21 protein-coding genes, 1 tRNA gene and 1 pseudogene are annotated in these 20,469 nt (G+C 67.0%); 7 read left to right on the top strand and 16 right to left on the bottom strand.

The annotated features are described in order from the left end of the window. Window positions 1–20 precede the first annotated feature (20 nt). The 6 genes from BMY25_RS08875 to BMY25_RS08850 form a co-directional block, all read right to left on the bottom strand. Complete coding sequence (locus BMY25_RS08875) at window positions 21–1,595, bottom strand: DHA2 family efflux MFS transporter permease subunit (RefSeq protein WP_238858243.1); 1,575 nt, start codon at window positions 1,593–1,595, stop codon at window positions 21–23. Window positions 1,596–1,728: 133 nt separating this feature from the next. Then, a complete protein-coding gene (locus BMY25_RS08870; RefSeq protein ID WP_238858231.1) occupies window positions 1,729–3,027 on the bottom strand; it encodes an HlyD family secretion protein in 1,299 nt (432 codons plus the stop codon). 90 nt (window positions 3,028–3,117) lie between these two features. Then, complete coding sequence (locus tag BMY25_RS08865; RefSeq protein WP_092496275.1) at window positions 3,118–3,378, bottom strand: Trm112 family protein; 261 nt, start codon at window positions 3,376–3,378, stop codon at window positions 3,118–3,120. A 58-nt stretch (window positions 3,379–3,436) separates the two neighbouring features. Beyond that, window positions 3,437–4,114: an LON peptidase substrate-binding domain-containing protein gene (locus tag BMY25_RS08860; protein WP_428976952.1), complete on the bottom strand. Its 678-nt coding sequence runs from the start codon at window positions 4,112–4,114 to the stop codon at window positions 3,437–3,439. 21 nt (window positions 4,115–4,135) lie between these two features. Then, entirely contained in the window at window positions 4,136–5,140 is a 1,005-nt protein-coding gene (gene trxA / locus BMY25_RS08855; protein ID WP_092496274.1) for a thioredoxin, read from the bottom strand. A gap of 88 nt (window positions 5,141–5,228) precedes the next feature. After that, on the bottom strand, window positions 5,229–5,768 hold the full coding sequence (locus BMY25_RS08850; protein ID WP_092496273.1) for a prolyl-tRNA synthetase associated domain-containing protein: 540 nt from the start codon (window positions 5,766–5,768) through the stop codon (window positions 5,229–5,231). Window positions 5,769–5,897: 129 nt separating this feature from the next. Between BMY25_RS08850 and BMY25_RS08845 the strand changes: the two genes are divergently transcribed. From BMY25_RS08845 to BMY25_RS08830, 4 genes and pseudogenes are all read left to right on the top strand, one after another. Beyond that, window positions 5,898–5,972: transfer RNA gene (locus tag BMY25_RS08845), tRNA-Gly, on the top strand. A gap of 226 nt (window positions 5,973–6,198) precedes the next feature. Further along, window positions 6,199–7,002 carry a helix-turn-helix transcriptional regulator gene (locus BMY25_RS08840; RefSeq protein WP_092496272.1) on the top strand — a complete coding sequence of 268 codons (804 nt, stop codon included), beginning with the start codon at window positions 6,199–6,201 and terminating at the stop codon, window positions 7,000–7,002. Window positions 7,003–7,096: 94 nt separating this feature from the next. After that, window positions 7,097–7,859: pseudogene (locus BMY25_RS08835) on the top strand (class I SAM-dependent methyltransferase). Window positions 7,860–7,861: 2 nt separating this feature from the next. After that, window positions 7,862–8,569, top strand: a complete 708-nt coding sequence (locus tag BMY25_RS08830; RefSeq protein WP_092496271.1) for an SAM-dependent methyltransferase — start codon at window positions 7,862–7,864, stop codon at window positions 8,567–8,569. A 24-nt stretch (window positions 8,570–8,593) separates the two neighbouring features. On the opposite strand, the gene BMY25_RS08825 is transcribed toward BMY25_RS08830, so the two are convergent. The 10 genes from BMY25_RS08825 to BMY25_RS08780 all read right to left on the bottom strand — a co-directional run bounded on the left by BMY25_RS08825 (window position 8,594) and on the right by BMY25_RS08780 (window position 19,372). Next, window positions 8,594–9,433, bottom strand: a complete 840-nt coding sequence (locus BMY25_RS08825; protein WP_092496373.1) for a carbohydrate ABC transporter permease — start codon at window positions 9,431–9,433, stop codon at window positions 8,594–8,596. Further along, a complete protein-coding gene (locus BMY25_RS08820) occupies window positions 9,433–10,320 on the bottom strand; it encodes a carbohydrate ABC transporter permease (protein WP_428976951.1) in 888 nt (295 codons plus the stop codon). Before BMY25_RS08820 ends, BMY25_RS08825 begins: the two co-directional genes overlap by 1 nt. 115 nt (window positions 10,321–10,435) lie before the next feature. After that, window positions 10,436–11,701, bottom strand: coding sequence for an ABC transporter substrate-binding protein (locus BMY25_RS08815; protein ID WP_428976947.1), 1,266 nt, complete (start codon window positions 11,699–11,701; stop codon window positions 10,436–10,438). 90 nt (window positions 11,702–11,791) lie between these two features. Then, entirely contained in the window at window positions 11,792–12,979 is a 1,188-nt protein-coding gene (locus BMY25_RS08810; protein ID WP_092496270.1) for a PLP-dependent transferase, read from the bottom strand. Then, window positions 12,976–13,686 carry a FadR/GntR family transcriptional regulator gene (locus BMY25_RS08805; RefSeq protein WP_428976946.1) on the bottom strand — a complete coding sequence of 237 codons (711 nt, stop codon included), beginning with the start codon at window positions 13,684–13,686 and terminating at the stop codon, window positions 12,976–12,978. Before BMY25_RS08805 ends, BMY25_RS08810 begins: the two co-directional genes overlap by 4 nt. 377 nt (window positions 13,687–14,063) lie before the next feature. Beyond that, a complete protein-coding gene (locus BMY25_RS08800) occupies window positions 14,064–14,477 on the bottom strand; it encodes a DUF3830 family protein (protein WP_092496269.1) in 414 nt (137 codons plus the stop codon). 135 nt (window positions 14,478–14,612) lie between these two features. After that, window positions 14,613–15,455, bottom strand: a complete 843-nt coding sequence (locus tag BMY25_RS08795) for an NAD(P)-dependent oxidoreductase (protein WP_092496268.1) — start codon at window positions 15,453–15,455, stop codon at window positions 14,613–14,615. Between the two features lie 165 nt (window positions 15,456–15,620). After that, window positions 15,621–16,904: a DUF763 domain-containing protein gene (locus BMY25_RS08790; protein WP_092496267.1), complete on the bottom strand. Its 1,284-nt coding sequence runs from the start codon at window positions 16,902–16,904 to the stop codon at window positions 15,621–15,623. Window positions 16,905–16,956: 52 nt separating this feature from the next. After that, window positions 16,957–17,934, bottom strand: a complete 978-nt coding sequence (locus BMY25_RS08785) for a DUF5996 family protein (RefSeq protein ID WP_092496266.1) — start codon at window positions 17,932–17,934, stop codon at window positions 16,957–16,959. A gap of 91 nt (window positions 17,935–18,025) precedes the next feature. Beyond that, entirely contained in the window at window positions 18,026–19,372 is a 1,347-nt protein-coding gene (locus tag BMY25_RS08780) for a dihydrolipoyl dehydrogenase family protein (RefSeq protein ID WP_092496265.1), read from the bottom strand. 191 nt (window positions 19,373–19,563) lie between these two features. Here BMY25_RS08780 and BMY25_RS08775 point away from each other — a divergent pair, with 191 nt between their 5' ends. The 3 genes from BMY25_RS08775 (at window position 19,564) to BMY25_RS08765 (ending at window position 20,463) form a co-directional block, all read left to right on the top strand. After that, entirely contained in the window at window positions 19,564–19,806 is a 243-nt protein-coding gene (locus BMY25_RS08775; protein ID WP_092496264.1) for a hypothetical protein, read from the top strand. A 13-nt stretch (window positions 19,807–19,819) separates the two neighbouring features. Further along, entirely contained in the window at window positions 19,820–19,996 is a 177-nt protein-coding gene (locus BMY25_RS20765) for a hypothetical protein (protein ID WP_092496263.1), read from the top strand. 65 nt (window positions 19,997–20,061) lie between these two features. Further along, entirely contained in the window at window positions 20,062–20,463 is a 402-nt protein-coding gene (locus BMY25_RS08765; protein WP_092496262.1) for a nuclear transport factor 2 family protein, read from the top strand. Window positions 20,464–20,469: the final 6 nt, after the last annotated feature.

Below are 20,469 nucleotides of genomic sequence, written 5' to 3'. Positions count from 1 at the left end.
CCGTTTCCGCCGGAGCGGGCTCAGCCCGCGTGCGACTTGTTCATGTCCACGTGGCGCATGACGATCAGCGTCAGCACCGAAGCGATGGCGGCGATCACGCCCAGCATCATGAACACATCGAAATAGGACAGCAGCGACGCCTGCGTCTGGACCGTCTGCCCGATCAGCGCGATGGCGCGGCTGTTGGCATCCCCGGCGCCCCCGGGCTGGTGATTGAAGTAGCTCGTCATCGCGTTCAGCGTGTTCTGGTAGGTGAGGGACGTACTGGCGATATGCTCCGACAGGCGCGACTGGTGGAACTGCTCGCGCCGGTCCAGCACGGTCGTGGCCATGGAGATGCCGATGCTGCCGCCGAGATTACGCGCAACATTGATAAGCGAGGCCGCCTGCCCGGTCTTTTCCGGCGGCAGGCCGTCATAGGAAGCCGCGGTGATCGGGATGAAGATGAAGGGCAGGCCAATCGTCTGGTAGATCCGCGCCCAGGCGAAGGTGGAATAGTTCGCCTCCGGCGTCAGATGCGCCATGTGGTAGAGCGACAGAGCGATTACCGCCATGCCGAAGGTGATCAGGTATTTCGGCTGGATGACGCTGGTCAGCCGCCCTGCCAGCATGACCAGGAACAGCATCACGACGCCTCCCGGCATCAGCGCGAGGCCGGACCACGTGGCGTTGTAGCCGTAATTCTCCTGCAGGAGCTGCGGGATGAACTGGGTGGAGCCGAACAGGATCATGCCGACGGCCAGCATCACGAAGCATGAGGTGCCGAACTGGCGACGGAAGATCAGCCCGACATCGAAGATCGGGTCCTTCCGCAAGAGTTCCCACGGGATCAGCAGGATCAGCGCGAGCGCCGAGAGGATGGAGAACACCACGATGAAGGGGGAACTGAACCAGTCGTCGATCTGGCCCCGGTCGAGCACGACCTCCAGGCAACCGAGCCAAAGCGCCACCAGCGCGAAGCCGATGTAGTCCACCTTGATGCCGTTGCGGACGAGCGCCTTGCGTTCCTTTTCCAGAACGGCCGGCTCATGCACCAGCCACTGCACCAGCAGGAGCGAGGCGATGCCGACAGGAATGTTGATGAGGAAGATCCAGTGCCAGCTGGAATGGTCGGTGATCCAGCCGCCCAGCGTCGGCCCGATGGTCGGGGCCACGATCACCGCGACGCCGTAGACGGCAAAAGCCAGTCCGCGCTTGGCGGGCGGGAAGCTGTCGGCCAGCATGGATTGCTCGCTGGGCGCCAGCCCGCCGCCGCCGAGGCCCTGCAGCACGCGGAAGCCGATCAGCATGCCGAGGCTCGTGGAAAGCGCGCAGCCGAGCGAGCTGACCGTGAAGAGCGCCACCGACATCATGTAGAAGCGCTTGCGGCCGATCACGCTGGAAAGCCAGCCGCTGACCGGCAGGATGACCGCGTTGGAGACGAGATAGCTGGTGAGAACCCAGCTGCTCTCGTCCTGGCTGGCGGCCAGACCGCCGGCGATGTGGCGCAAAGCGACATTGGCGATGGAGGTGTCCAGCACCTCCATGAAGGTGGCGATGGAGATGACCACCGCGATGATCCAGGGATTGCGGCCGCCCGCGGCGGAGCGCTCCATGCCGCCGGCGGCTCCTTTGTCGTTACCCTTGCGCTTGCCCCTGCCGGATGACTTGCCGGACGCCTGGGCTGGCGTCTTGCGGGGCTTCGCCTTGCCCCCGCCTGCAGTGGCCGCAGCGCCGTTCGCCATGCCGCTACCGGACGGTCACGGTCGGCACGACCGACATGCCGGGGCCGAGCTCGACATCGGGCGCCTCGTCGAAGACGATCTTCACCGGCACGCGCTGCACGATCTTCACGTAATTGCCCGTGGCGTTCTCGGCAGGGAGCAGGCTGAAGGCCGTGCCGCTGCCGGCCTGGATGCTGTCCACATGACCGTTGAAGTGGCGAGCGGGGTAGGCATCGATCTTGATCGTCACCGGCTGGCCCGGACGCATCAGGTCGAGCTGCGTTTCCTTGAAATTGGCCGTGACCCAGACCGTGTTCGGCACGATCGTCATCAGCGCCGTGCCGCCGGCGGCATAGGCGCCGATCGCGCCGGAGAGATTGGCGACGCGCCCGTCGACCGGAGAGGTGAGAATGGCGCGGGAAAGGTTCGCTTCGGCCTGTGCCTTCTGCGCCTGGGCGCTTTCAAGCTGGGCCTGCGAGCTCTTCTTCTGGGCCTGCAGCACCTGGACCTGCTTCTGCTGCGCGACGACGGCGGCTTGCGAACTGGCAAGGGCAGCCTGCTTCTGCGTCAGGTCGGACACCGCCTGCTGGGCCCGCTGGGCCGAGCCGGCGCCGGTCTTCACCAGCTCCTGGTAACGCGAATTTTCCTGCTGGGAAAAGGTGAGAGCCGCCTGCGATTCCGTCACCTGCTTCTGCGCCTGATCGATACTGGCCTGCTGCGCCTCGATCTGCGCCTGCAGGTTGGTGATCGAAGCGTTCGCCTGGTCGATCTGCGCATCGGCCTGCGCCAGCGACGACTGGTAATCGCGCGGATCGATCTTGGCGAGAACGTCGCCCTTCTTCACCTGCTGGTTGTCGTTGACGAGAACGGCCGTGACCGCGCCCGCGACCTGCGCGCTGATCGTCACCGAGCGCGTATCGATGAAGGCGTCGTCGGTGTTCTCATAGTTGCGCGCGTGCAGCCACCAGAGGACCGCGCCGACGATCAGCGCGATGACGAGGATGACGACCGCGGCGACGATGATGGGATGGCGCCGGACGATCCCGCCCACCTTTTCGCGGGCGCCGCCCTCGTCCTCGCCTTCGCCCTCATCCTTGTCGTCGTCGTTCGAGCCTTCGTCCTCGCCGTCGTCATCCGAGGCGGAGCGGCCGCGCTCGTACCCGTCGCGCCAGATGTCCTGTTCGCGCTGGGCGTCGGGAGAGGGGTGATAGGACGTTCGGAGGGTCTGGCCAGCCGGTTCCGGCTCTGATTGGGTCGGGCGCTCGAGCTTTTCGCGCTCATCCCGCTCCGGGATGCCGTGCCGGTCCAGATCCTCGTCCGCCAAGACATGCTCCCATGTTCAACCGGTGCCGAACGGTCGAAACCGTCCGAAGTTCCCGAAGGAGTCCCCCGGCGGCGTCACGGCAGCGTTGCGTCAGTCTTCCGCCAGCGGGCGAGCCTCTTCCTCCAGGAGGATCGGGATGCCGTCGCGGATGGGGAAAGCAAGCTTGGCCGCGCGACTGATCAGCTCCTGCGCCTCGCGGTCGTATTCCAGCGTGGTCTTGGTCAGCGGACAGACCAGGATCTCCAGAAGCTTGGGATCGACCTGACGATTCTGTCGCCCGAAACTGGCGGGCGCGGCACTCTCCGGCCCGGAAGCTTCGGAAGGGGCGGCGTCCGGGGTGTGATCGCTCATGGGTTCCTCATGGGTTTGCGATTGGGGCCGCCGCGGTCGCACGCGAGCGCGATGGCGCTCACTGAAGCGCCGCGCCCTCTTCCCCGCCGGCCAGCGCGAACTGCGTCATCGCGATCAAGGCGTTCGCCCGGGCGGCATGATCGGGCGCCTCCAGAAGCACCTGCTTGTCCGCCGGGCCCCACGGACTCATCATGGAAAGCGCGGTGACCAGGCCGGCATTGGATGCGCGGTCGACGCTTTCCCAATCCGCCTCGAGGCCTTCGGAATCGAGATAGGCGCGGAACGTGGCCAGCAGCAGCGGCCGGTTCACCTTGTCCTCGCCCTCGCGCGGCTCTTCCAGGTCGCGGAACCCGTCCGTGGATACCTTGAAGCAGCGGAAAGGCCGGCCCGAGGCGACCTCGCCGCGAAGCCGGAAGCGGGTGACGCCGGAAAGCGTCACGAGATAGCGGCCGTCGCCGCTTTCCGCCAGTTGCGTGATGCGGCCGAGACAGCCGATCTCGCAGAGCTCACCCGCAACGCCCCCGCCTCCGGCGGGAGCGCGCCCGAGCCGGGGCTGCACCATGCCGATCAGCCGTTCGCCCGCCATCACCGTGTCGATCATCTCGACATAGCGCGGCTCGAAGACGTTCAGCGGCATCTGCCCGTTCGGCAGCAGCAAGGCTCCGGACAGGGGAAAGACGGGCACCTCGGCCGGAAGGTCCGTGGGGTGCTCGTAGCGCTTGTTGCCGGCCATCACCGTCATGGCTGCTGGAGATCCTCAGGCAAACAGCAGGGACGACAGGCGCTGGCGCCCCTTCAGGGTTGCGGGATCCTTCGGGCCCCACGCCTCGAACAGGGTGACGAGCTGCTTGCGGGCGGCCTCGTCGTTCCAGGCGCGGTCGCGACGGATGATGGTGAGCAGCTGGTCGGCCGCTTCCGTCCGGTTGCCGTGGGCGTTCAGGGCGAGGGCGAGATCGTAGCGGGTCTGGTGGTCGTCGGGATCGGCCTCGAGCCGGCGCTGGAGATCGGCGGGCAGGCCGAGATGGGCCGCGCCCTCCGCCAGTTCCAGCGCGGTGCGGGCGGCGATCAGCGAAGGATCCTTGTCGGACCCCTCCGGGGCCTGCGAAAGCAGCGCGCTTGCCTGTTCCAGTTCGCCCAGCGCGATGAAGCAGCGGACGAGGCCGGCCAGCGCCCCGGTGTTTTCCGGATCGGCCTGCAGGATGCCTCCGAAGAGGCCGGCGGCATTCGGGTAGTCCTTGGCGGCCAGGAGATCGGACGCCTGCTGCAGCGCCGCCTCGATATCGGCCGACCCGTCGGCTTCGCCGGGCCCGGAAATGCGGTCGATGAAGGCGCTGACCTGGCTTTCCGGCAGGGCGCCCATGAAGCCGTCGAGCGGCTGCCCGTCCTTGAAGGCGATGACGGCGGGAATCGACTGGATGCCGAGCTGCCCGGCGATTTCCGGGTGATCGTCGATGTTCATCTTAACCAGCCGCACGCGGCCCCCAGCGGCCTTCACGGCCTTTTCGATGACCGGCGTGAGCTGCCGGCAAGGTCCGCACCAGGGCGCCCAGAAATCGACAAGCACCGGCACGCTCATCGACGGCTCCAGCACGTCGGCGCGGAAGCTCTGCGTGGTGGTTTCGCGGATGAGATCGCCACCCGCACCGCCGGCGGGAGCGGCAGCGCCGGTTTGCCCCGGCCGCGCACCGAAGCCGGCGGGGGCGGAAGCGGTCGCTCCGCCCGGCTTCCTGTTCTGCCCGAAGATCAAATCGTCGACGCCCATCGCGGTCCCCTGAAATCCTGTGACCCTTATTTGGCGTGCCTTGCCGGCAAAGCAAACCCTTTCCGTCCGCCCGGGGCGGTTGAACCGTTCAGATCTCGGTGGAGACGTCGACGATGTGGGGCTCGTGGCCCGTCGCCCGCAGGAACGCCAGGAGATCGTCGCGGCGGATGGTGGTGGTCGCGGTGTTCTCCAGCGGGTGGAAGTTCATGACCTCATGCGCCATGAGGCCCGCTTCCAGAAAGATCGTGACGCGCTTTTCCGTGTCGCAGAGCGCCGCGAAGGGCGTCACGGACCCCGGCTGCACGCCCAGCACTTCCGCCATCAGCTCCGGCTTGCCGAAGGAAAGCCGCGCCGAACCGATGCGCTTGTGCAGCGTCTTCATGTCGATCGGCCGGTCCTCCTCCGCGACCAGCAGAAAGAGTTCGCCCTTGGCGTCCTTGAGAAACAGGTTCTTGGAATGACCGCCGGAGATCGTGCCGCGAAGCGCCTGCGATTCGGCCACGGTGTGGAGCGGCGGATGCTCGATCGTGCTGGTCGAAATCCCGAGGCGATCGAGAAAGGCGAAGAGGCCGGCTCTTGTCGCAAGGGCCGGAGAGGTCGGCGCGCCGGTCGTGAGGGTGTCTGTCATGCGGTCTCCTTGGCGGCGCGGGCGAAAATCGCCCTCGTGAAAAAATCCACAATCAGGGCTCAACAACCCTGTTGCAATCCCGTCCGGCTTGCGTCATATACAGCCGCGCTGGCCGAGAGGCTGGTTCGAGCGGGTGTAGCTCAGGGGTAGAGCACAACCTTGCCAAGGTTGGGGTCGAGGGTTCGAATCCCTTCGCCCGCTCCAGTTTACTTCCACAAAGGCCGCGGTTCACCGCGGCTTTTGTCGTTTTCGGGCTTTGTTATTTCGATCCGGGCCGGTGCGGCCCTTCTTCCATTCAGCGAGCGTATAAGTCCCGCCTGCGCGTAACCGCGTGATGCGGATGGCTCCATCGTCCATGTTTCTCCGGACGCTTCTCCCGCCCGGGTTCCGGGAGTAGGAAGTTCCGGGCAGCCGAGATGCGGAGGGCGGCATGACGGGAGTTCTGACGCCCCGGCAGCGGCGCGAGTTGGGGGAGTTCGTCCGGGCGCAGCGGGAGAAGTGCGCGCCCGAGATGGTGGGCATCGCTCCGGGCGGACGACGGCGCACGCCGGGCCTGCGGCGGGAGGAGGCGGCGCAGCTCTGCGGCCTCAGCGTCACGTGGTACACATGGATCGAGCAGGGGCGCGATGTTGCCGCTTCAGCCCCCGCCCTGGCGCGGCTGGCGCGGGCGCTTCGCCTCAGCCGGGCCGAACGCGCCTATCTCTTCGAGATTGCGGGCAGGCGCGACCCGGATCACGACGGTCAGCCCGGCGAGCCGCTGCCGGAAGCGGCGGCGGCTGCCGTCCATGCCATATCGTGCCCGGCCTATATTCTCGACCGCGAGTGGAATGCGCGGGCCTGGAATGCGGGAGCGGGGCGTCTCTTTCCCGGCTGGCTGGACCGGCCGGAGCAGCCGAACCTCCTGCGCTTCCTGTTCCTGGAGCCCACCGCACGGTCGCTGATCGACGACTGGGAGCGGCGGGCGCGGCGCATCACGGCGGAGTTTCGCGCCGCCTGCGGTCTGCATCCCGATGACCGGGCATTGCGGGCGCAGATCGAGGCGCTGCATCGGGAAAGCCCGGAATTCGCGCAGTTCTGGGCCGAGCACGGCGTGCTCGCCCGCGAAGGCGGCGCACGCACGTTCCGTCATCCGGTCGATGGTTTTCTCCGCTTCGAGCAGGTGACGTTCGAACTCGCCGGCCACGAGGACTTCCGGCTGACCATGCTGGTGTCGCCCTCGCGAAAGGAGGGGTAAGCGGCAGCCGGGTGTCGGTTATACCAGCATAAATGCGCATCTTGTAAGGGGCTTCGGGTCGGGCATTCTCCGCTGAGACGTGGAGGAAACAGCTTTGTCCAGACAACATCGCACCCTGGTGCAGGAACAATTCGGGCCGCAGGCGCGGGCCTATGTGGAGAGCGCGGTCCATGCCGGCGGCGCGGATCTCGACGCGCTGGCGGCGATCGTCGAGAGGGCGGCTCCGGCGCGGGCGCTCGACCTGGGCACCGGCGGCGGCCATGTCGCCTACCTCCTGGCGCGGCATGCGCGAGAGGTGACGGCAGCCGACCTTTCGCCCGACATGCTGGCGGCCGTCGCGGACACGGCGGCGGAGCGCGGACTGACCAATCTCCGCACCGCGGAGGCTCCGGCCGAGAGATTGCCCTTCGGCGACGGCGCGTTCGACTTCCTCGCCTGCCGCTATTCCGCCCATCACTGGCGCGATTTCGAGGGAGGACTGCGGCAGGCTCGCCGCGTGCTGGGGCCGGGAGCGCCCGCCGTCTTTATCGATGCCTGCGCTCCGGCCGCCGCTTCTCGACACGTATCTGCAGGCGGTGGAACTGCTGCGGGATACCTCGCATGCCCGCGATTATTCGGCGGCGGAATGGCAGGCGGCGCTCGGTCGCTGCGGCTTCGAGGTGCGGACCTGCCGGACCTGGCAGGTGCGCATGGATTTCCCTGTCTGGGTCGCCCGCATCCGGACGCCGGAACTGCATGTCGCCGCCATCCGTGCCCTGCAGGCGGCCGCGTCGGCGGAGGTCCGCGCGCATTTCGCCATTGAGGAGGACGGTTCCTTCATGCTCGACGTCGTCATGATCGAGGCGGTGGCGGCGTGAGCATGGCGGACGCGTCCGCGGCTAAGTTCGATACGGGACGCGCGGCCGAATATGCCGTGCAGAGCCGTATCGCGCTGGCCGGCTACGATGCCTGTCACGAACTGGCCGCCTGCATTCTCGCCGCAGCGCTGGGGCGAGGCGGCGAGGCACGCATCCTCATCGGCGGCGCCGGCGGGACCGCGCAGGAGATCCTGACCGCCGCGCCGCAGCAACAGGGCTGGCGCTTCACCGCCGTCGACCCTGCCCCGGCCATGCTCGGCCTCGCGCGTGAGGCGGTCGGGGAGGCGGGGCTCGACGAGCGCGTGACGTTTCACGCGGGCCGGATCGAAGATCTGGGTGCGGCGGAGCGTTTCGATGCCGCGACGCTGATCGGCGTACTCCACCATCTGCCGGGCCGGGCGGCGAAACTGGAGATCCTCAAGGCGCTCGCCGCGCGACTGCCGGCCGGTGCGCCGCTGATCCTGGCCGGAAATCGCGGTGCCTACGCCTCGCGGCCGCTGCTTCTGGCGGCTTGGGGCGAGCGCTGGCGCATGCACGGCGCGGACGAGGAGGCCGTGAAGGCGAAGCTCGGCCGCATCCTGCAGGGCGCGGATCCGCCCGCCTCCGAGGAGGAGGTGGCGCACCTCCTGGACGAAGCGGGGTTCGCGCCGCCGCTCCTCTTCTTCTCAAGCCTGTTCTGGGGCGGGTGGATCACGACGCGAAAGCCGTGATCCGCACGTCAGCCCTCGGCCATGTCAGCCCTTGACCGCGCCGGCGGTGAGGCCCTGCACGAGATAGCGCTGGATCAGCAGGAAGGAGAGGCAGGCCGGGATCAAGGCAAGCACGCCTGCCGCCATCATCTGCCCGAAATCCACCGAGAACTTGGAGACGAAGCTCAGGAGCCCGACCGGGAAGGTGCTGGCATCCGTCTTGGAAATCAGCATCAGGGCGAAGAGCAATTCGCTCCAGGCGGCGGTGAAGACGAAGCCCAGCGTGGCCGCGATGCCCGGCAGCGTCAGCGGCAGGATGATCTGCCGGAAGGCGCGGAAGCGGGAGGCGCCGTCGATGCTGGCCGCTTCCTCCAGTTCCTTCGGGATGCCGTCGAAGAAGGACTGCATCAGGAAGGTCGCGAAGGGCACGTTGAAGGCGGTGTAGACGATGATCAGGCCGGTGAGGCTGTTGGTGAGGCCCAGCGGCGAGAACATCTTGAAGATCGGCGCGACCAGCATCACCAGAGGAAACATCTGGGTGATGAGCATCAGGCCGATGAACCAGAACTTGCCCCGAAACTGGAAGCGCGACATCGCGTAGCCGGAGAGCGAGGCGATGATCGCGACCGCTATGGCGGTTCCGGCGGAGACGATGACGCTGTTGCGGAAGAACAGCGGAAAGTCGCTATGGGCCAGCACGAAGCGGAAATGCTCCAGCGTCGCCCGCGAGGGCCAGAGCCGGATGCCCTCGCTGTAGAGGAGGTCGTTCGGCGTGACCGACACCTTCAGGAGCCAGAACAGCGGGAAGAGTGCCACGAAGAGATAGATGGCGAGCAGGCCGTAATGCAGCGTCCAGTAGGAGCCGCGGCGAAGGGCGGGGGCCATCATGACGGGATCCTCATCGCCTGGCGCAGCACCAGGATCGCGAAGGAGTAAAGGAGCAGCAGCACCAGCAGCACCACGGCAATGGCCGAGGCGTAGCCGAAATCGAGCTGCCGGAAGGCCTGGGTGAAGATGTAGCTGGAGATGATCTGCGTCCGGTCTGCCGGGCCGCCATTGGTCATCACCACGATCAGGTCGGCGAAGTTTGCGACCCAGACGGTGCGCAGCAGCACGGTGATGGCGATCGTGGGCGCCAGGAACGGCAGGGTGATGCGCGTGAAGCGCTGCCACGGACCCGCGCCGTCGATGGCGGCCGCCTCGTACATGTCCGACGGGATCGACTGCAAGGCGGCCAGCAAGGTGATCGCGAAAAACGGAATGCCCCACCAGACATTGGCGCAGATCGGGCCCCACATCGCGAGATCGGGATCCGACAGGATGTTCTCCGGCGAGGAGAGGATGCCGACCGCCGCCAGCCAGTGCGGCAGCGGGCCGACGACGGGGTTGAACATCCACGCCCAGTCGAGGCCGGAGAGGAAGCTCGGCACCGCCCAAGGCAGGAACACCAGAGCCTGGATCACCGGCCGGCCGGGAAACGGGCGGTTCAGGAGCTGGGCCAGGATCAGGCCGAACAGGAATTGCAGCGCGACGGACGCGAAGGTCCACAGCACCGTGTTCTTCATCGCCTGCCAGAAGGATTCGTCCGTCCAAAGCGTCCGGAAATGGTCCAGGCCGATGAAGCCGCCGCTGAACGGATCGAGCAGCTGGATATCGCGAAAGGCATAGGAAAGGCCGATCACCAGCGGCACCAGCATGATCAGGACGATCAGGATCACCGTCGGGGCGATATAGAGATAGGGCTCCGCGACGCGCGCCAGCCGGCGGCGCATCGGGGTTGCCGAACGGCGGACGGCATCCCTGTTCCAGGACGTCGTGGTCATCGGCTGCATTCCTTGAAAACGGAAGGTCGGGAAAGGCCGGCGGGCTGACCCGCCGGCCCGGGTCTCACTTGGTTTCGGCGAGTTGCTTCTTCTTCGCCTTGGTGAGATAGGCCGCCCACTGCTTGGCCATGGCATCGGGGGCGAGCGAGCCGAGCAGCGCCTGCTGGGTCGTCTTCACCGCCAGGGAATCGGCGAAGAAGGCGAATTCCTTCAGGTAGGTCGGCATAATCGTCGGCACGACGTCCTTGTCGGAAAGCTCCGCGAACCAGCCCCTGAACTGGTCGCCGGCATAGAAGGGGTCCTTCTCCGCCGCCTTGTAGATCGGCAGCGCGCCGGTGCGCTTGTTCCAGGCGATGTTGCCGTCGGGCCCGTCCAGCGTGGAGATCAGCTTCCAGGCGAGGTCCTTGTTCTTGCTGTTGGCGAACATCGACCAGCCGGCGTAGCCGAGCGTCGGGAAGGCCTTGCCCGAGGGACCCTTGGGCATGGGCGCGACGCCGAACTCGTCCGGCTTCATCCGTTCGGCGATGGCGATCAGCGCATCCGGGTCCTGGTCGAGCATCGCGCAGGTGCCGGAATAGAAGCCGGCGACGATCTCGTTGAAGCCCCAGTTCACGCTGTCCTTGGGCGCGTAGCCGTTCTTGTAGAGGTCGACGAGGAAGGCGAGGCCCTTCACCCAGTCCGGATCGGCGATGGTGGAGGTGCCGTCCGGCTTGAAGAAGGTGTTGTTGCCGGCGGTCGTCGCGCCGAACATGATCCAGCCGTTGAGGCCGCCGGGGCCGCCGCGCAGGCAGTAGCCCGATTTCCCGGGAATGGCGGAGACCTTCTTGGCCGCCTCACGGAACTCGTCCAGCGTCTTCGGCGGTTCCGTCACGCCGGCCTGCTGGAAGAGCTTCTTGTTGTAGAACATCGCCCGGAGATAGAAGCCGTAGGGCAGCATGTAGGCGGTGTTCTTGACGTAGCGGCCGACTTCCAGCGCGCGGTCGTTGAGGCCGGCCGTGTTGTCCCAGGTCTTGAGATAGGGCTCCAGGCTCTCCAGCGCCCCGTTATTGGCGTAGAGCGACAGCCAGCGATCGGGCATTTCCACCACGTCGGGCGTGTCGCCGGCCGAAACCATGGTGGCGAACTTCTCGAAGGCCTGCCCCCAGGGCAGCGACGTGATCTCCACGTGCACGCCGGGATTGGCGTCCTCGAAGCCCTTCACGATGCCTTTCAGCGTTTCCGTCCGCTCCGGGCTGGTGATGACTTCCGTCAATTTCAGCGTGGTGTCGGCATGAGCCGAGCCCAGCATGGCGGCGGTGACCGCCGTGGCAAGCAGCAAGCGTCTGATCATTGTTTTCCCCTCCAGTTGCTTGGTCTCTCAGCGGACGCCGTTCCCCCGGGCGCCCGCCTCCTCCCGTGCCGGCCCTCCCCAGGCCGGCTTTCAGTCCCTCCGCGCCTCCTCGATGGCGCGGGCGAGGTCGCTCCAGAGCGCGTCCTGTCCTTCCAGCCCGACATGCAGGCGCACGACGCGCTCCGAAACGCCGAAATCGATGGCGGAGTTCGGCCCGGCCGCCTGCACGCGGACGACCTGTGCCGGCACGACGAGGCTTTCGTGCCCGCCCCAGCTGACGCCAAGCTTGAAGAAGGTCAGCGCATCGGCGAAGCGGGCGATGTCGATGCTGTCGTCGAAGGCGAAGGCGAAGAGGCCCGACGTGCCGGAGAGGCCTTCCGGCAGCGTGTTGCCGAGGCCGGGATGGTAGACCTCCGTCACCGCCGGATGGAGGGCGAGCTGGCGGGCCACATGCAAGGCCGACGCCTCATGCGCCTTCATGCGGATCGGCAGGGTGCGCAGGCCGCGGAGCAACAGCCACGCGTCGAAGGGCGAAAGCTTGCCGCCGAGATAGGGATAGATGCGCGAGCGCACGGTGCCGACGAGCTCGCGGGAGCCGATCACGATGCCCGCTACCACGTCGCTGTGGCCGCCGATATATTTGGAGGCGGAATGCACGACGAGGTCGACGCCGAGCGCCAGTGGCTGCTGGAAGATCGGACTGGCCCAGCTGTTGTCGATGACCGAAAGCACGCCATGCTCGCGCGCGATACCGGCGAGCGTCGCGACGTCGTGCGTGTGCATCAGCCAGCTGGTCGGGCTTTCCATGTAGAAGAGCCGCGCGCCCGGCAAAGCGCGGCGGACGGCTTCCACGTCGCGGCCGTCGACGTAATCGACGCTGACCTTCATGCTCTTCAGATAGGTTTCGAAGAGGCGGTAGGCATCGGGATAGACGTGCTCGACGCAGACCACGCGATCGCCCGGCTGGACGAAGGCCAGGATGGCGGAGGATATCGCCGCCATGCCGCTGGCGAAACCGAGCGCGTCCTCGCCGCCTTCCAGCGCCGCCATCTTTTCCTCGAAGAGGCGGACGGTCGGGTTCAGCCCGCGCGTATACACCGGCCGTGTCTTCAGCCCGCGATAGGTCTCCTCCATCTCGGCGTAGGAGGCGAAGGTGAAGAGCGAGGTCTGCGCGATCGGCGGGACCACGGCCTCGTAAGCGTGCGTCTCGTCATGGGCGAGGATCTGCATCGCGCGGGCAACGGGATCGGCGATAGTTGCACGACCGGGGGCGTTCATCTCAGCATGTCCTTGATGTCTTCCTCGACGATGGCGAGGATCTTCAGCGTCTCGACGCGCGCGGCTTCCGCATTGCCGATGGCGATGGCGTTGAAGAGCGTGCGATGGAACGGAAAGGAGCGGGCGGCGAAGTCCACCCGGAGATCGGAGAGGGCGAACAGCGCCGACACGCTCTCGCGCATCTGCGAGAGAAGCTGTCCGAAGAGCGGGTTGCCGCAGGCCTCGTAGATGGAGAGGTGGAAGGCGAGGTCCTCGGGGCCGGCGCAGCCCTTCTCCAGATGCACCGCTTCCATGGCGTCCAACCGGTCCTCGATGATGCGGAGGGCGCCGGCTTGGCAGCGGGACGCCGCAAGCGCGCTCGCTTCCACTTCCAGCCCGCGCCGGACTTCCAGCATCTGCAGAAGGCCGCTTCGCCGCGCCTCGATGGCCAGCGGCACGTGCATGGTTTCCGGGGTGATGCGGCGCAGGAGATAGGTGCCGCTTCCCTGCCGGCTTTCCACCACGCCCAGCGCCTGCCAGTGGCGGATCACCTCGCGAATGGTGGAGCGGCCGACGGAGAGTTCGTCAACGAGGCGGCGCTCGGGCGGCAGGCGGTCGCCCGGGCGGAGATCGGACGCGGCGATGAAGGCGGCCATGGCCTGCATCGCGTCGCCCGTTCTGGCCGACGCGATCTCGGATTTTTCCTCGGTCCAGTCCGCCGGAACCATGCCTCTCCCCCGCCCGACCGCTTCCACTCGAATTGGTCTGACCAATTCATGGTTCGCGAAGGCAGCGTTCTTGTCAAGCGACTGTCATGCGGAGGGGCGGGGACGAATGAACCGAAGCGGGAGTATTCCGGGGCCGGGCTAACGGGCCGGGCGACCAGGATGGGCTAGCGGGATGGCCGTTACCGGTCCGACGGGACGGCCGTTCCGGCCGCCCTGGTGGGATGGAAGACGGGACGAGCCGTGCGGCTCGCCCGGGTAGATGGAAGGCGGGACGAGCCGTTCCGGCTCGCCCGGGTGGGATGGAAGACGGGACGAGCCGTTCCGGCTCGCCCGGGTGGGATGGAAGACGGGACGAGCCGTTCCGGCTCGCCCGGGGATCAAGCAGCCCTGAAGACGATTTTCTTGGCGCCGGTCTGCAGCGTTTCGCGGCCGAGTTCGGCGAGCTTGTCGAGATTGTCGGTGATGGTGATGAAGTGGTTGCCCGCCAGCGGCCCGGCCTTGGAGGCGAAGGCGACGGCGCCATAGCCCAGCAGGATTTCGGTTTCGCTGACGCCGCCGGGATACAGGATGATCTGGCCGGGCGCGGGATGACTGGTGGCGTTCTCGTAGCCGAGGCCGAAATCCGCGTCGCCGAGCGGGATCCAGCAGGCCTCGCCGCTCCAGCGGACATGGATGATGCGTTCCGAATAGGGCAGCACGGCGCGGAAGGCTGCCACGGTCTTCGGCGCGGCGGTTTCTTCGAAGCGGGCGGGGAAGCTGTGGCCGTCGATTTCGATGACGAGGTCGGTCATTCGGGAAAAGGTCCTTGTCGAGAGCAAAGGGCGGGGGACGTGCCCCCGCGCGTGATCCAGCGTGGCACGGAACCTTGCGGCGCGGTAGCCGGGGTGACGTGGCGGTCAACACGTTCGTTGCGGCGGCTGAGCCGCTCAGGCGATCCGCGAAATCACCTCGTCCAGCGCCGCGATCTGCTCGCGCTCGCCTCGCAGATCCTCGGCGATCTCGCGATAGAGCCGCGCCGCACCGGTATAGATAATGCCGGACCCGCGTTCACGGCCGGCGAAGGAGGCGATCTCCTCCATTTCGCCGTCCCAGCGATAGGCCTTCCCGTACATCCGGGGCACCTGCCGCTTCAGCCAGTCGGCGAGAACGGGCTGGCTCTCGTCGAGTTCGCTTGTCAGGTCTTCCGCCACGCCCGCTTCGTGGGCCGCCAGCATCATCGCGGCGCCCAGCGCCGTCAGGCCCTTGGTGATGCCGGAATAGGACATCTTCAGCGCCGAGGCGGCGCCGACCGGCTTGGGGAGGACCCGGATATCGATGCCGAGATCGCGCAGCGCCTCCAGCCGTCGCGCCGCCTCGCCGGAGGCATAGAAGGCAGGGCCGGAGGAATTGTCCTTCGGCGGTCCACCGATGATGCCGACATCCACGAAGGGGCAACCGGCGGAAGCGACGATCCCGCCGATACGCCCGACGGTTTCCGGCGAAACGGCGTTGCAATCGGCGTAAAGCGGCCGGGTGTCTGCCCGGGCGAGGATCGGGGCGAGCCGCCGGGCCAGCGCTTCCGCATCGCCCGGCGGCAGGATGGAAAGAATCGTGTCGGCGGCGGCAAGCGCCTCCTCGCCCACATCCTCCATGCCGGCATCCCGCGCGCGGTCGCGGCTGGCCTGGCTGCGGCCGGCGAGCGACGTCACCACGCGGGCGCCCGCATGGGTCAACCTCCTGGCGACGGCTGCTCCCATGTTGCCGGGGGCGATGATGGCAATGGTCGGCATCGTCTCTCCTTTGCCCCGTTCGGGGTCTCTTTCGATGCGTCACCGACCGGCACGACCTCGGAGGCGGCTGGTGGCGAACGTCTGATGTCGAGAACGACATAGAGCACCCGCCGGTGATTTCGACAGGCGCCCGGGAGCGCGTGTCGGAGCCGGTGCGGGGGTAAACTAGGAAGCGTTGCGGGTTTTTGCGTGGCCGGACGCGGCTTCGGCTTCCGGCGCGGGCTCCCAGCCGAAGACGCTGCGGCCGCCATAATCGTGCGAGCGCTCCCGTTCCTCGCGGATGAACTCCGGCAGGGAGGGGCCGGTGGCGGTGCGCTCCAGCCGGCGCGTCTGCTCGTCGAGCCGGCGGATCGCGTCGAGCTTTTCGTCGTTGCCGAGCTTCGCCTGCGTCACCGCCGATTTCAGCACCTCGATGGTCTTGTCGAAGACGATCGTGGGCACGGGATAGGGGTGCCGGTCCTTGCCGCCATGGGCGAGGGAGAAGCGGGCCGGATCGTCGAAACGGCAGGGCGCGCCATGCACCACTTCCGCCACCATCGCCAGCGAGCGCACCGTGCGCGCGCCGACACCGGGCACCAGCAGGAGATCGGCGAAATCGGTCGGACCGGCTTCCGCGGCAGCGGCCAGCGCGCCATGCAGGCGGCGGATGATCACGTCCTTCGGCCTGACATCGTGATGCGCCGGCATGATGAGATGCGGCAGCATGAACTGGTCCGTCGGAGGCGTTGGCGGATCGGTCCGGCCTTCCATCTCCGCCACTTCCGAGGCGATGCGGTCGGGGCCGAGATCGCGCAGAAGGTCGATCTGGCCGAGCCGGGACGCCTTTGCGCGCCTGTCGGTCAGGTTGACGATATTGCCCTGGTTGCGGCCGTCGATCGCCGCGTGGGGCGTGTCGACGAAGCTCTTCAGGTCTTCCGAAAGCCAGTGATAGCGGCGGGCCAGCCGGCTGTCGCCGTTCATGCCCTGCTGCACCACCACCCACTTTCCGTCATCGGTGACGATGAAACCGTGGAGGTAGAGGTCGAAGCCGTCCTGCACGGCGGCGCTGTCCACCTTGGCGACGAGGCGGCTCGCCTTTGCCAGCGCCGTCCCGTCGAAGCCGACGCGGTGGCTGATCGCGGCGAGTTCCGCCGGTGTCTCCCGCGAATGTCGCCCGCGACCGCCGCAGACATGAATGCCGAGTTCGCCCGAGAGGGGCGTGAGGCCGCGTTTCAGCGAGCGGATGACGCTGGTGGTGATGCCGGAGGAATGCCAGTCCATGCCCATTACGGCGCCGAAGGACTGGAACCAGAAAGGGTGGGCCAGGCGACGCAGGAACTCGTCGCGCCCGTAATGATGGACGATCGCCTGCGTGATCACCGCGCCCAGCCGCGTCATGCGCTGGCCGAGCCAGGCGGGCACGCGCCCGCCATGCAGGGGAAGATCGGCGCTGCCCGCGCGTCGAGCCACGACATACTCCGGAACGAATTGCGAACATTCTAGCATGCCCGCACCCGCACTTCTACGTCCGGGAAATGGCCGGCGCCGTATCCTCCACGTGTCGCGGCCGGCCAGCTTCGCCCAGCGAACATTCCAGGCCGCGCCGGTCCCAGCCCGCATTTTCCGCGGCGGCCTCATAGGTGGCGGTCAGGAATCGGAGGAGCAGGGCGTCCGGATCGGCGGCACTACGGACGGTGTCGTAGGGCAGGATGAACTCGCCGAGCTTCTCGTCGAAGCGCGCGCCCTCCGGCATCGGCCAGTCGCGAAAGCCGCCGGGTTCTGGCCATGAATAGGCGTAGAAGGCCGCTTCCGGAAAGGCGTCGCTGCCCGGCCAGAAACCGGCGCTGCTCACCTCGTGCGAATAGGCTTCGCGGGTGACGGGGTCGGGCAGGCCGGGCACGCCGCCGGGATGCAACGGCGCCCGCCGACCGGAAAAGCGGGTCACGGCCAGATCGAAGCTGCCCCAGAAGAAATGCACGGGGCTTACCTTGCCGAGAAACCCCGTGCGGAAGTGTTTCAGAACGGCATCGGCGCGGAGCAGAACGTGCCAGAAGCGCCGGGCGGCATCCGCGTCGTAGCTCGCATGGGCCCGATCCTCGGCGAAGGGCACCGGATCCGGCATCTCGCTCGGGGTGCCGCCGATCGCGACGGCGATACCGAGACCGGCCAGCACCTGCATGAGCTCGGCATGGAAATCGGCGACGGAGCGGGGCCGGAGTTCCAGAAAGCGCGTTTCGCCCGCGCTGGTGCGGCAAACGAGGCGATGGTCGATGAAGTCGAATTCCATCTCCAGGAAGACGTCGCCGGCGGGGATCGGCGTCGTGCCGAGACCGCGCGCGGTCACATAGAGCGGAACGTGCCAGCTATGATTGACCCAGGGCGTGAGCGCCAGCCGGACCTTGCCGACGATCTGCGTCCAGAGCTGCAGGGTAAGCGCCGTGTCGCGCCACTGGAGAAAGGGAAGTTCCGGCCACCGTTCCAAAGCTTTGCTGGGCGCCATCCAGTCTGCTCCTCAACTGAGGATTACGAAACTAGCATGCTGCACAGAAACCTTGCACGGCTTTGTTCCCGATTTCGCAGTGGGACAGCGATCAGCCCAGCATGCTCGTGATATTGGAAGCGCCGGACGGATAGGCGGAGAGGAGCTTGTCCAGTTCGCTCGCCTTCACGTCCAGCCGCACGGAAAGCGCGAAAAGGTTGATCACCTCCTGCGCGTCCGGGACGAACAGATGCGCGCCGACGATGCAGCCGGTTTGCCGGTCGACGATCACCTTGTAGGCGGTCCCGGCATCCTCGTGTCCGTCGCGGCGAACGGACTGGAAGCTGTCCATGGAACCGGTATGCACGTCGATCTCGCGACCGTTCTCCCGCGCCTTTTCCTCGGTGAGGCCGGTCATGGCGAGCGGGGGAATGGTGAAGACGACACTGGCGAAGCCGTTGTAATCGGGTTCGTGCGTGCAGTCTTGCAAGAGGTTCTGCGCCACGCATTCCGCGTCTTCCGTGGCGATCGGGGTCAGGGCGGCACCGTTAGATGCCGCGTCGCCGGCGGCAAAGACCGCCGGGTTCGAGGTGCTGCGAAGGTGCCTGTCGAGCTTGAGGCGTCCCTTCTCGCAGGCGACGTCGCCCGCTTCCAGATCGAGGCTGTCGAGGTTCGGCACGCGGCCGAGCCCGTGGATCGCGACATCCGCATCGAAGGCGCGCCCGTCCTTGACGCTGACGCGGAAGCCATCGCCGCGCTTCTCGATCTCGCTCACCTCCGCGTCGAGTTCGACCCGGATGCCGAGGCGGCGCGAATGCTCCACCAGCCGCTTCACCAGATCACCGTCGAAATGACCGAGCGGCTTCTGGTTCTTGTGGAGCAGCGTCACCTCCGCCCCGGCGCGCACCGCCATGTGGGCAAACTCGAATGAGATATAGCCGCCGCCCACCAGCACGATCCGGCGCGGCAGTTCCCCGAAGGCGAGAAAGTCGTCGGAAGTGAGCAGGTGCTCGAAGCCCTTCACCGGCAGCCGGACGGGCGTCGCGCCGGTGGCGATGACGATGTGGCGCGCGTCCAGCTCCCGGTCGCCCACCGCGATCGTGTTGGGGCCGACGAAGCGGGCCGTGCCCTGGACCGCCTCGATGCCGGCCTTCCGCAACTCTTCCGCCCGGTTTGCAGGCACGGGATCGGTGAAGCTGCGCTTGAAGGCCATCAGCGCCGGCCAATCGACCCGCGCGTCTTTTCCATCGGCGACCCCATGCTCGCCCAGCCGCCGCGCGCGATCCACCGCCTCGGTAATCGTCCAGATCACCTTCTTGGGCTCGCAGCCCCGCAGCGCGCAGGTGCCGCCGAACTCCCGCTCCTCGACCACGGCGACGCTCCAGCCGGCCTTCCGGCAGGTCTCGGCGATTCTGGTGGCGGCAGAGCCGCTTCCGAGCACGACCAGATCGAATGTCATGGAACAGTCCTTCGTATGTCGGGGCAGAACGCCGGAAGCGAAAGTTGGTTCGTTCGGCGGAGAAGCTTTGCGCGGCGGCATTGCGCGGGATCTGCCGGGCCGCTGCTGAATCTCGGCTGAACCCCAAGAAACCCTTGGCGGAAACCTCCGGCCGGCCTCTGTGTTGTTTCGAATGGATACGGAGAACGCCCATGCCGCCGGACCCGATGAACGAGGTGCTTCGCAATCTTCCGCTGCGGATCGGAACCTATGTTCCGGACGACCTGCTGCAAGCGTGGTTCGCGCCCGCAGCGGAGCCGCAGAATGGCAGCGGAGCTGTAAGCGAGGCGGCGCTGGATGCGGCGCGCGACTACGGCTGGAAATTCGAATGCGAATTCACCTACGACGCCGACCGCAAGGAGGGCGTTTTCTGGAAATGGGTTCCCGCGATCTGAGGGGGAGGACGACATGGACCTGCAGGATGAACTCCGCACCGCGATCATCGAGGAGCTGAAGCGCCAGGCGGAGAACAGCGCGTCGACGCTGAAGGTCTCGGTCGCGGAGGAAAAGCTCACGGTGAACGGCGAGCTCGATCTCGACGAACTCGTGATGGTGATCGCCGGCGCCATGGCCGGCGGCCCCTAATCGGGCCCCCTAACCGGGCCCTGACATATCCTGCCGAAAAGAGGAGCACTCGAAAGGAACACGGCATGACGGTGACACGCGAGCGCGTCCGCGAGATCTTCTCCGGGCTGGAGCAGGGAAACGGCGATGCCTTCTTCGCCCATGTGGCCGACGACGTGGACTGGCGCGTCATGGGCACGCATCCACTGGCCGGCCAATATCACGACCGGGACGAGTTCCGCGCCCGGACCTTCGCGCGCATCGCCAAGGCGCTGACGGGGCCGCCTGAGATGCGGGTCGGCGCCATCCTGATCGACGGCGACCGGGCGGCGGTGGAACTGCGGCTCGAAGCGGAGGGCCGCAATGGGCTCCGATTCGACAATCGTTATTGCTGGATCGTGCGCTTCCGTGGCGAGGAGATCGTCGAGGTGCGCGCCTATCTCGATTCCGCGCTGGTGCGCGATCTGCTGGGGGGAAACGAGGCGTAGGGCCGC

The sequence above is a fragment of the Faunimonas pinastri genome (assembly GCF_900110915.1).
Taxonomy (GTDB): Bacteria; Pseudomonadota; Alphaproteobacteria; order Rhizobiales; family Afifellaceae; genus Faunimonas; species Faunimonas pinastri.
This window is presented reverse-complemented; position numbering and strand designations above follow the sequence as displayed.

Excerpts from the sequence above, each read along its gene's own strand:
- BMY25_RS08840 (WP_092496272.1), top strand. The coding sequence starts at position 6,199 with ATGACGGGAGTTCTGACGCCCCGGCAGCGGCGCGAGTTGGGGGAGTTC.
- BMY25_RS08865 (WP_092496275.1), bottom strand. The coding sequence starts at position 3,378 with ATGAGCGATCACACCCCGGACGCCGCCCCTTCCGAAGCTTCCGGGCCG.
- BMY25_RS08775 (WP_092496264.1), top strand. The coding sequence starts at position 19,564 with ATGCCGCCGGACCCGATGAACGAGGTGCTTCGCAATCTTCCGCTGCGG.
- BMY25_RS08850 (WP_092496273.1), bottom strand. The coding sequence starts at position 5,768 with ATGACAGACACCCTCACGACCGGCGCGCCGACCTCTCCGGCCCTTGCG.
- BMY25_RS08820 (WP_428976951.1), bottom strand. The coding sequence starts at position 10,320 with ATGCGCCGCCGGCTGGCGCGCGTCGCGGAGCCCTATCTCTATATCGCC.
- BMY25_RS08805 (WP_428976946.1), bottom strand. The coding sequence starts at position 13,686 with ATGGTTCCGGCGGACTGGACCGAGGAAAAATCCGAGATCGCGTCGGCC.
- BMY25_RS08875 (WP_238858243.1), bottom strand. The coding sequence starts at position 1,595 with ATGGAGCGCTCCGCCGCGGGCGGCCGCAATCCCTGGATCATCGCGGTG.
- trxA (WP_092496274.1), bottom strand. The coding sequence starts at position 5,140 with ATGGGCGTCGACGATTTGATCTTCGGGCAGAACAGGAAGCCGGGCGGA.
- BMY25_RS20765 (WP_092496263.1), top strand. The coding sequence starts at position 19,820 with ATGGACCTGCAGGATGAACTCCGCACCGCGATCATCGAGGAGCTGAAG.
- BMY25_RS08785 (WP_092496266.1), bottom strand. The coding sequence starts at position 17,934 with ATGGCGCCCAGCAAAGCTTTGGAACGGTGGCCGGAACTTCCCTTTCTC.
- BMY25_RS08765 (WP_092496262.1), top strand. The coding sequence starts at position 20,062 with ATGACGGTGACACGCGAGCGCGTCCGCGAGATCTTCTCCGGGCTGGAG.
- BMY25_RS08780 (WP_092496265.1), bottom strand. The coding sequence starts at position 19,372 with ATGACATTCGATCTGGTCGTGCTCGGAAGCGGCTCTGCCGCCACCAGA.
- BMY25_RS08815 (WP_428976947.1), bottom strand. The coding sequence starts at position 11,701 with ATGATCAGACGCTTGCTGCTTGCCACGGCGGTCACCGCCGCCATGCTG.
- BMY25_RS08810 (WP_092496270.1), bottom strand. The coding sequence starts at position 12,979 with ATGAACGCCCCCGGTCGTGCAACTATCGCCGATCCCGTTGCCCGCGCG.
- BMY25_RS08825 (WP_092496373.1), bottom strand. The coding sequence starts at position 9,433 with ATGGCCCCCGCCCTTCGCCGCGGCTCCTACTGGACGCTGCATTACGGC.
- BMY25_RS08795 (WP_092496268.1), bottom strand. The coding sequence starts at position 15,455 with ATGCCGACCATTGCCATCATCGCCCCCGGCAACATGGGAGCAGCCGTC.
- BMY25_RS08830 (WP_092496271.1), top strand. The coding sequence starts at position 7,862 with ATGGCGGACGCGTCCGCGGCTAAGTTCGATACGGGACGCGCGGCCGAA.
- BMY25_RS08800 (WP_092496269.1), bottom strand. The coding sequence starts at position 14,477 with ATGACCGACCTCGTCATCGAAATCGACGGCCACAGCTTCCCCGCCCGC.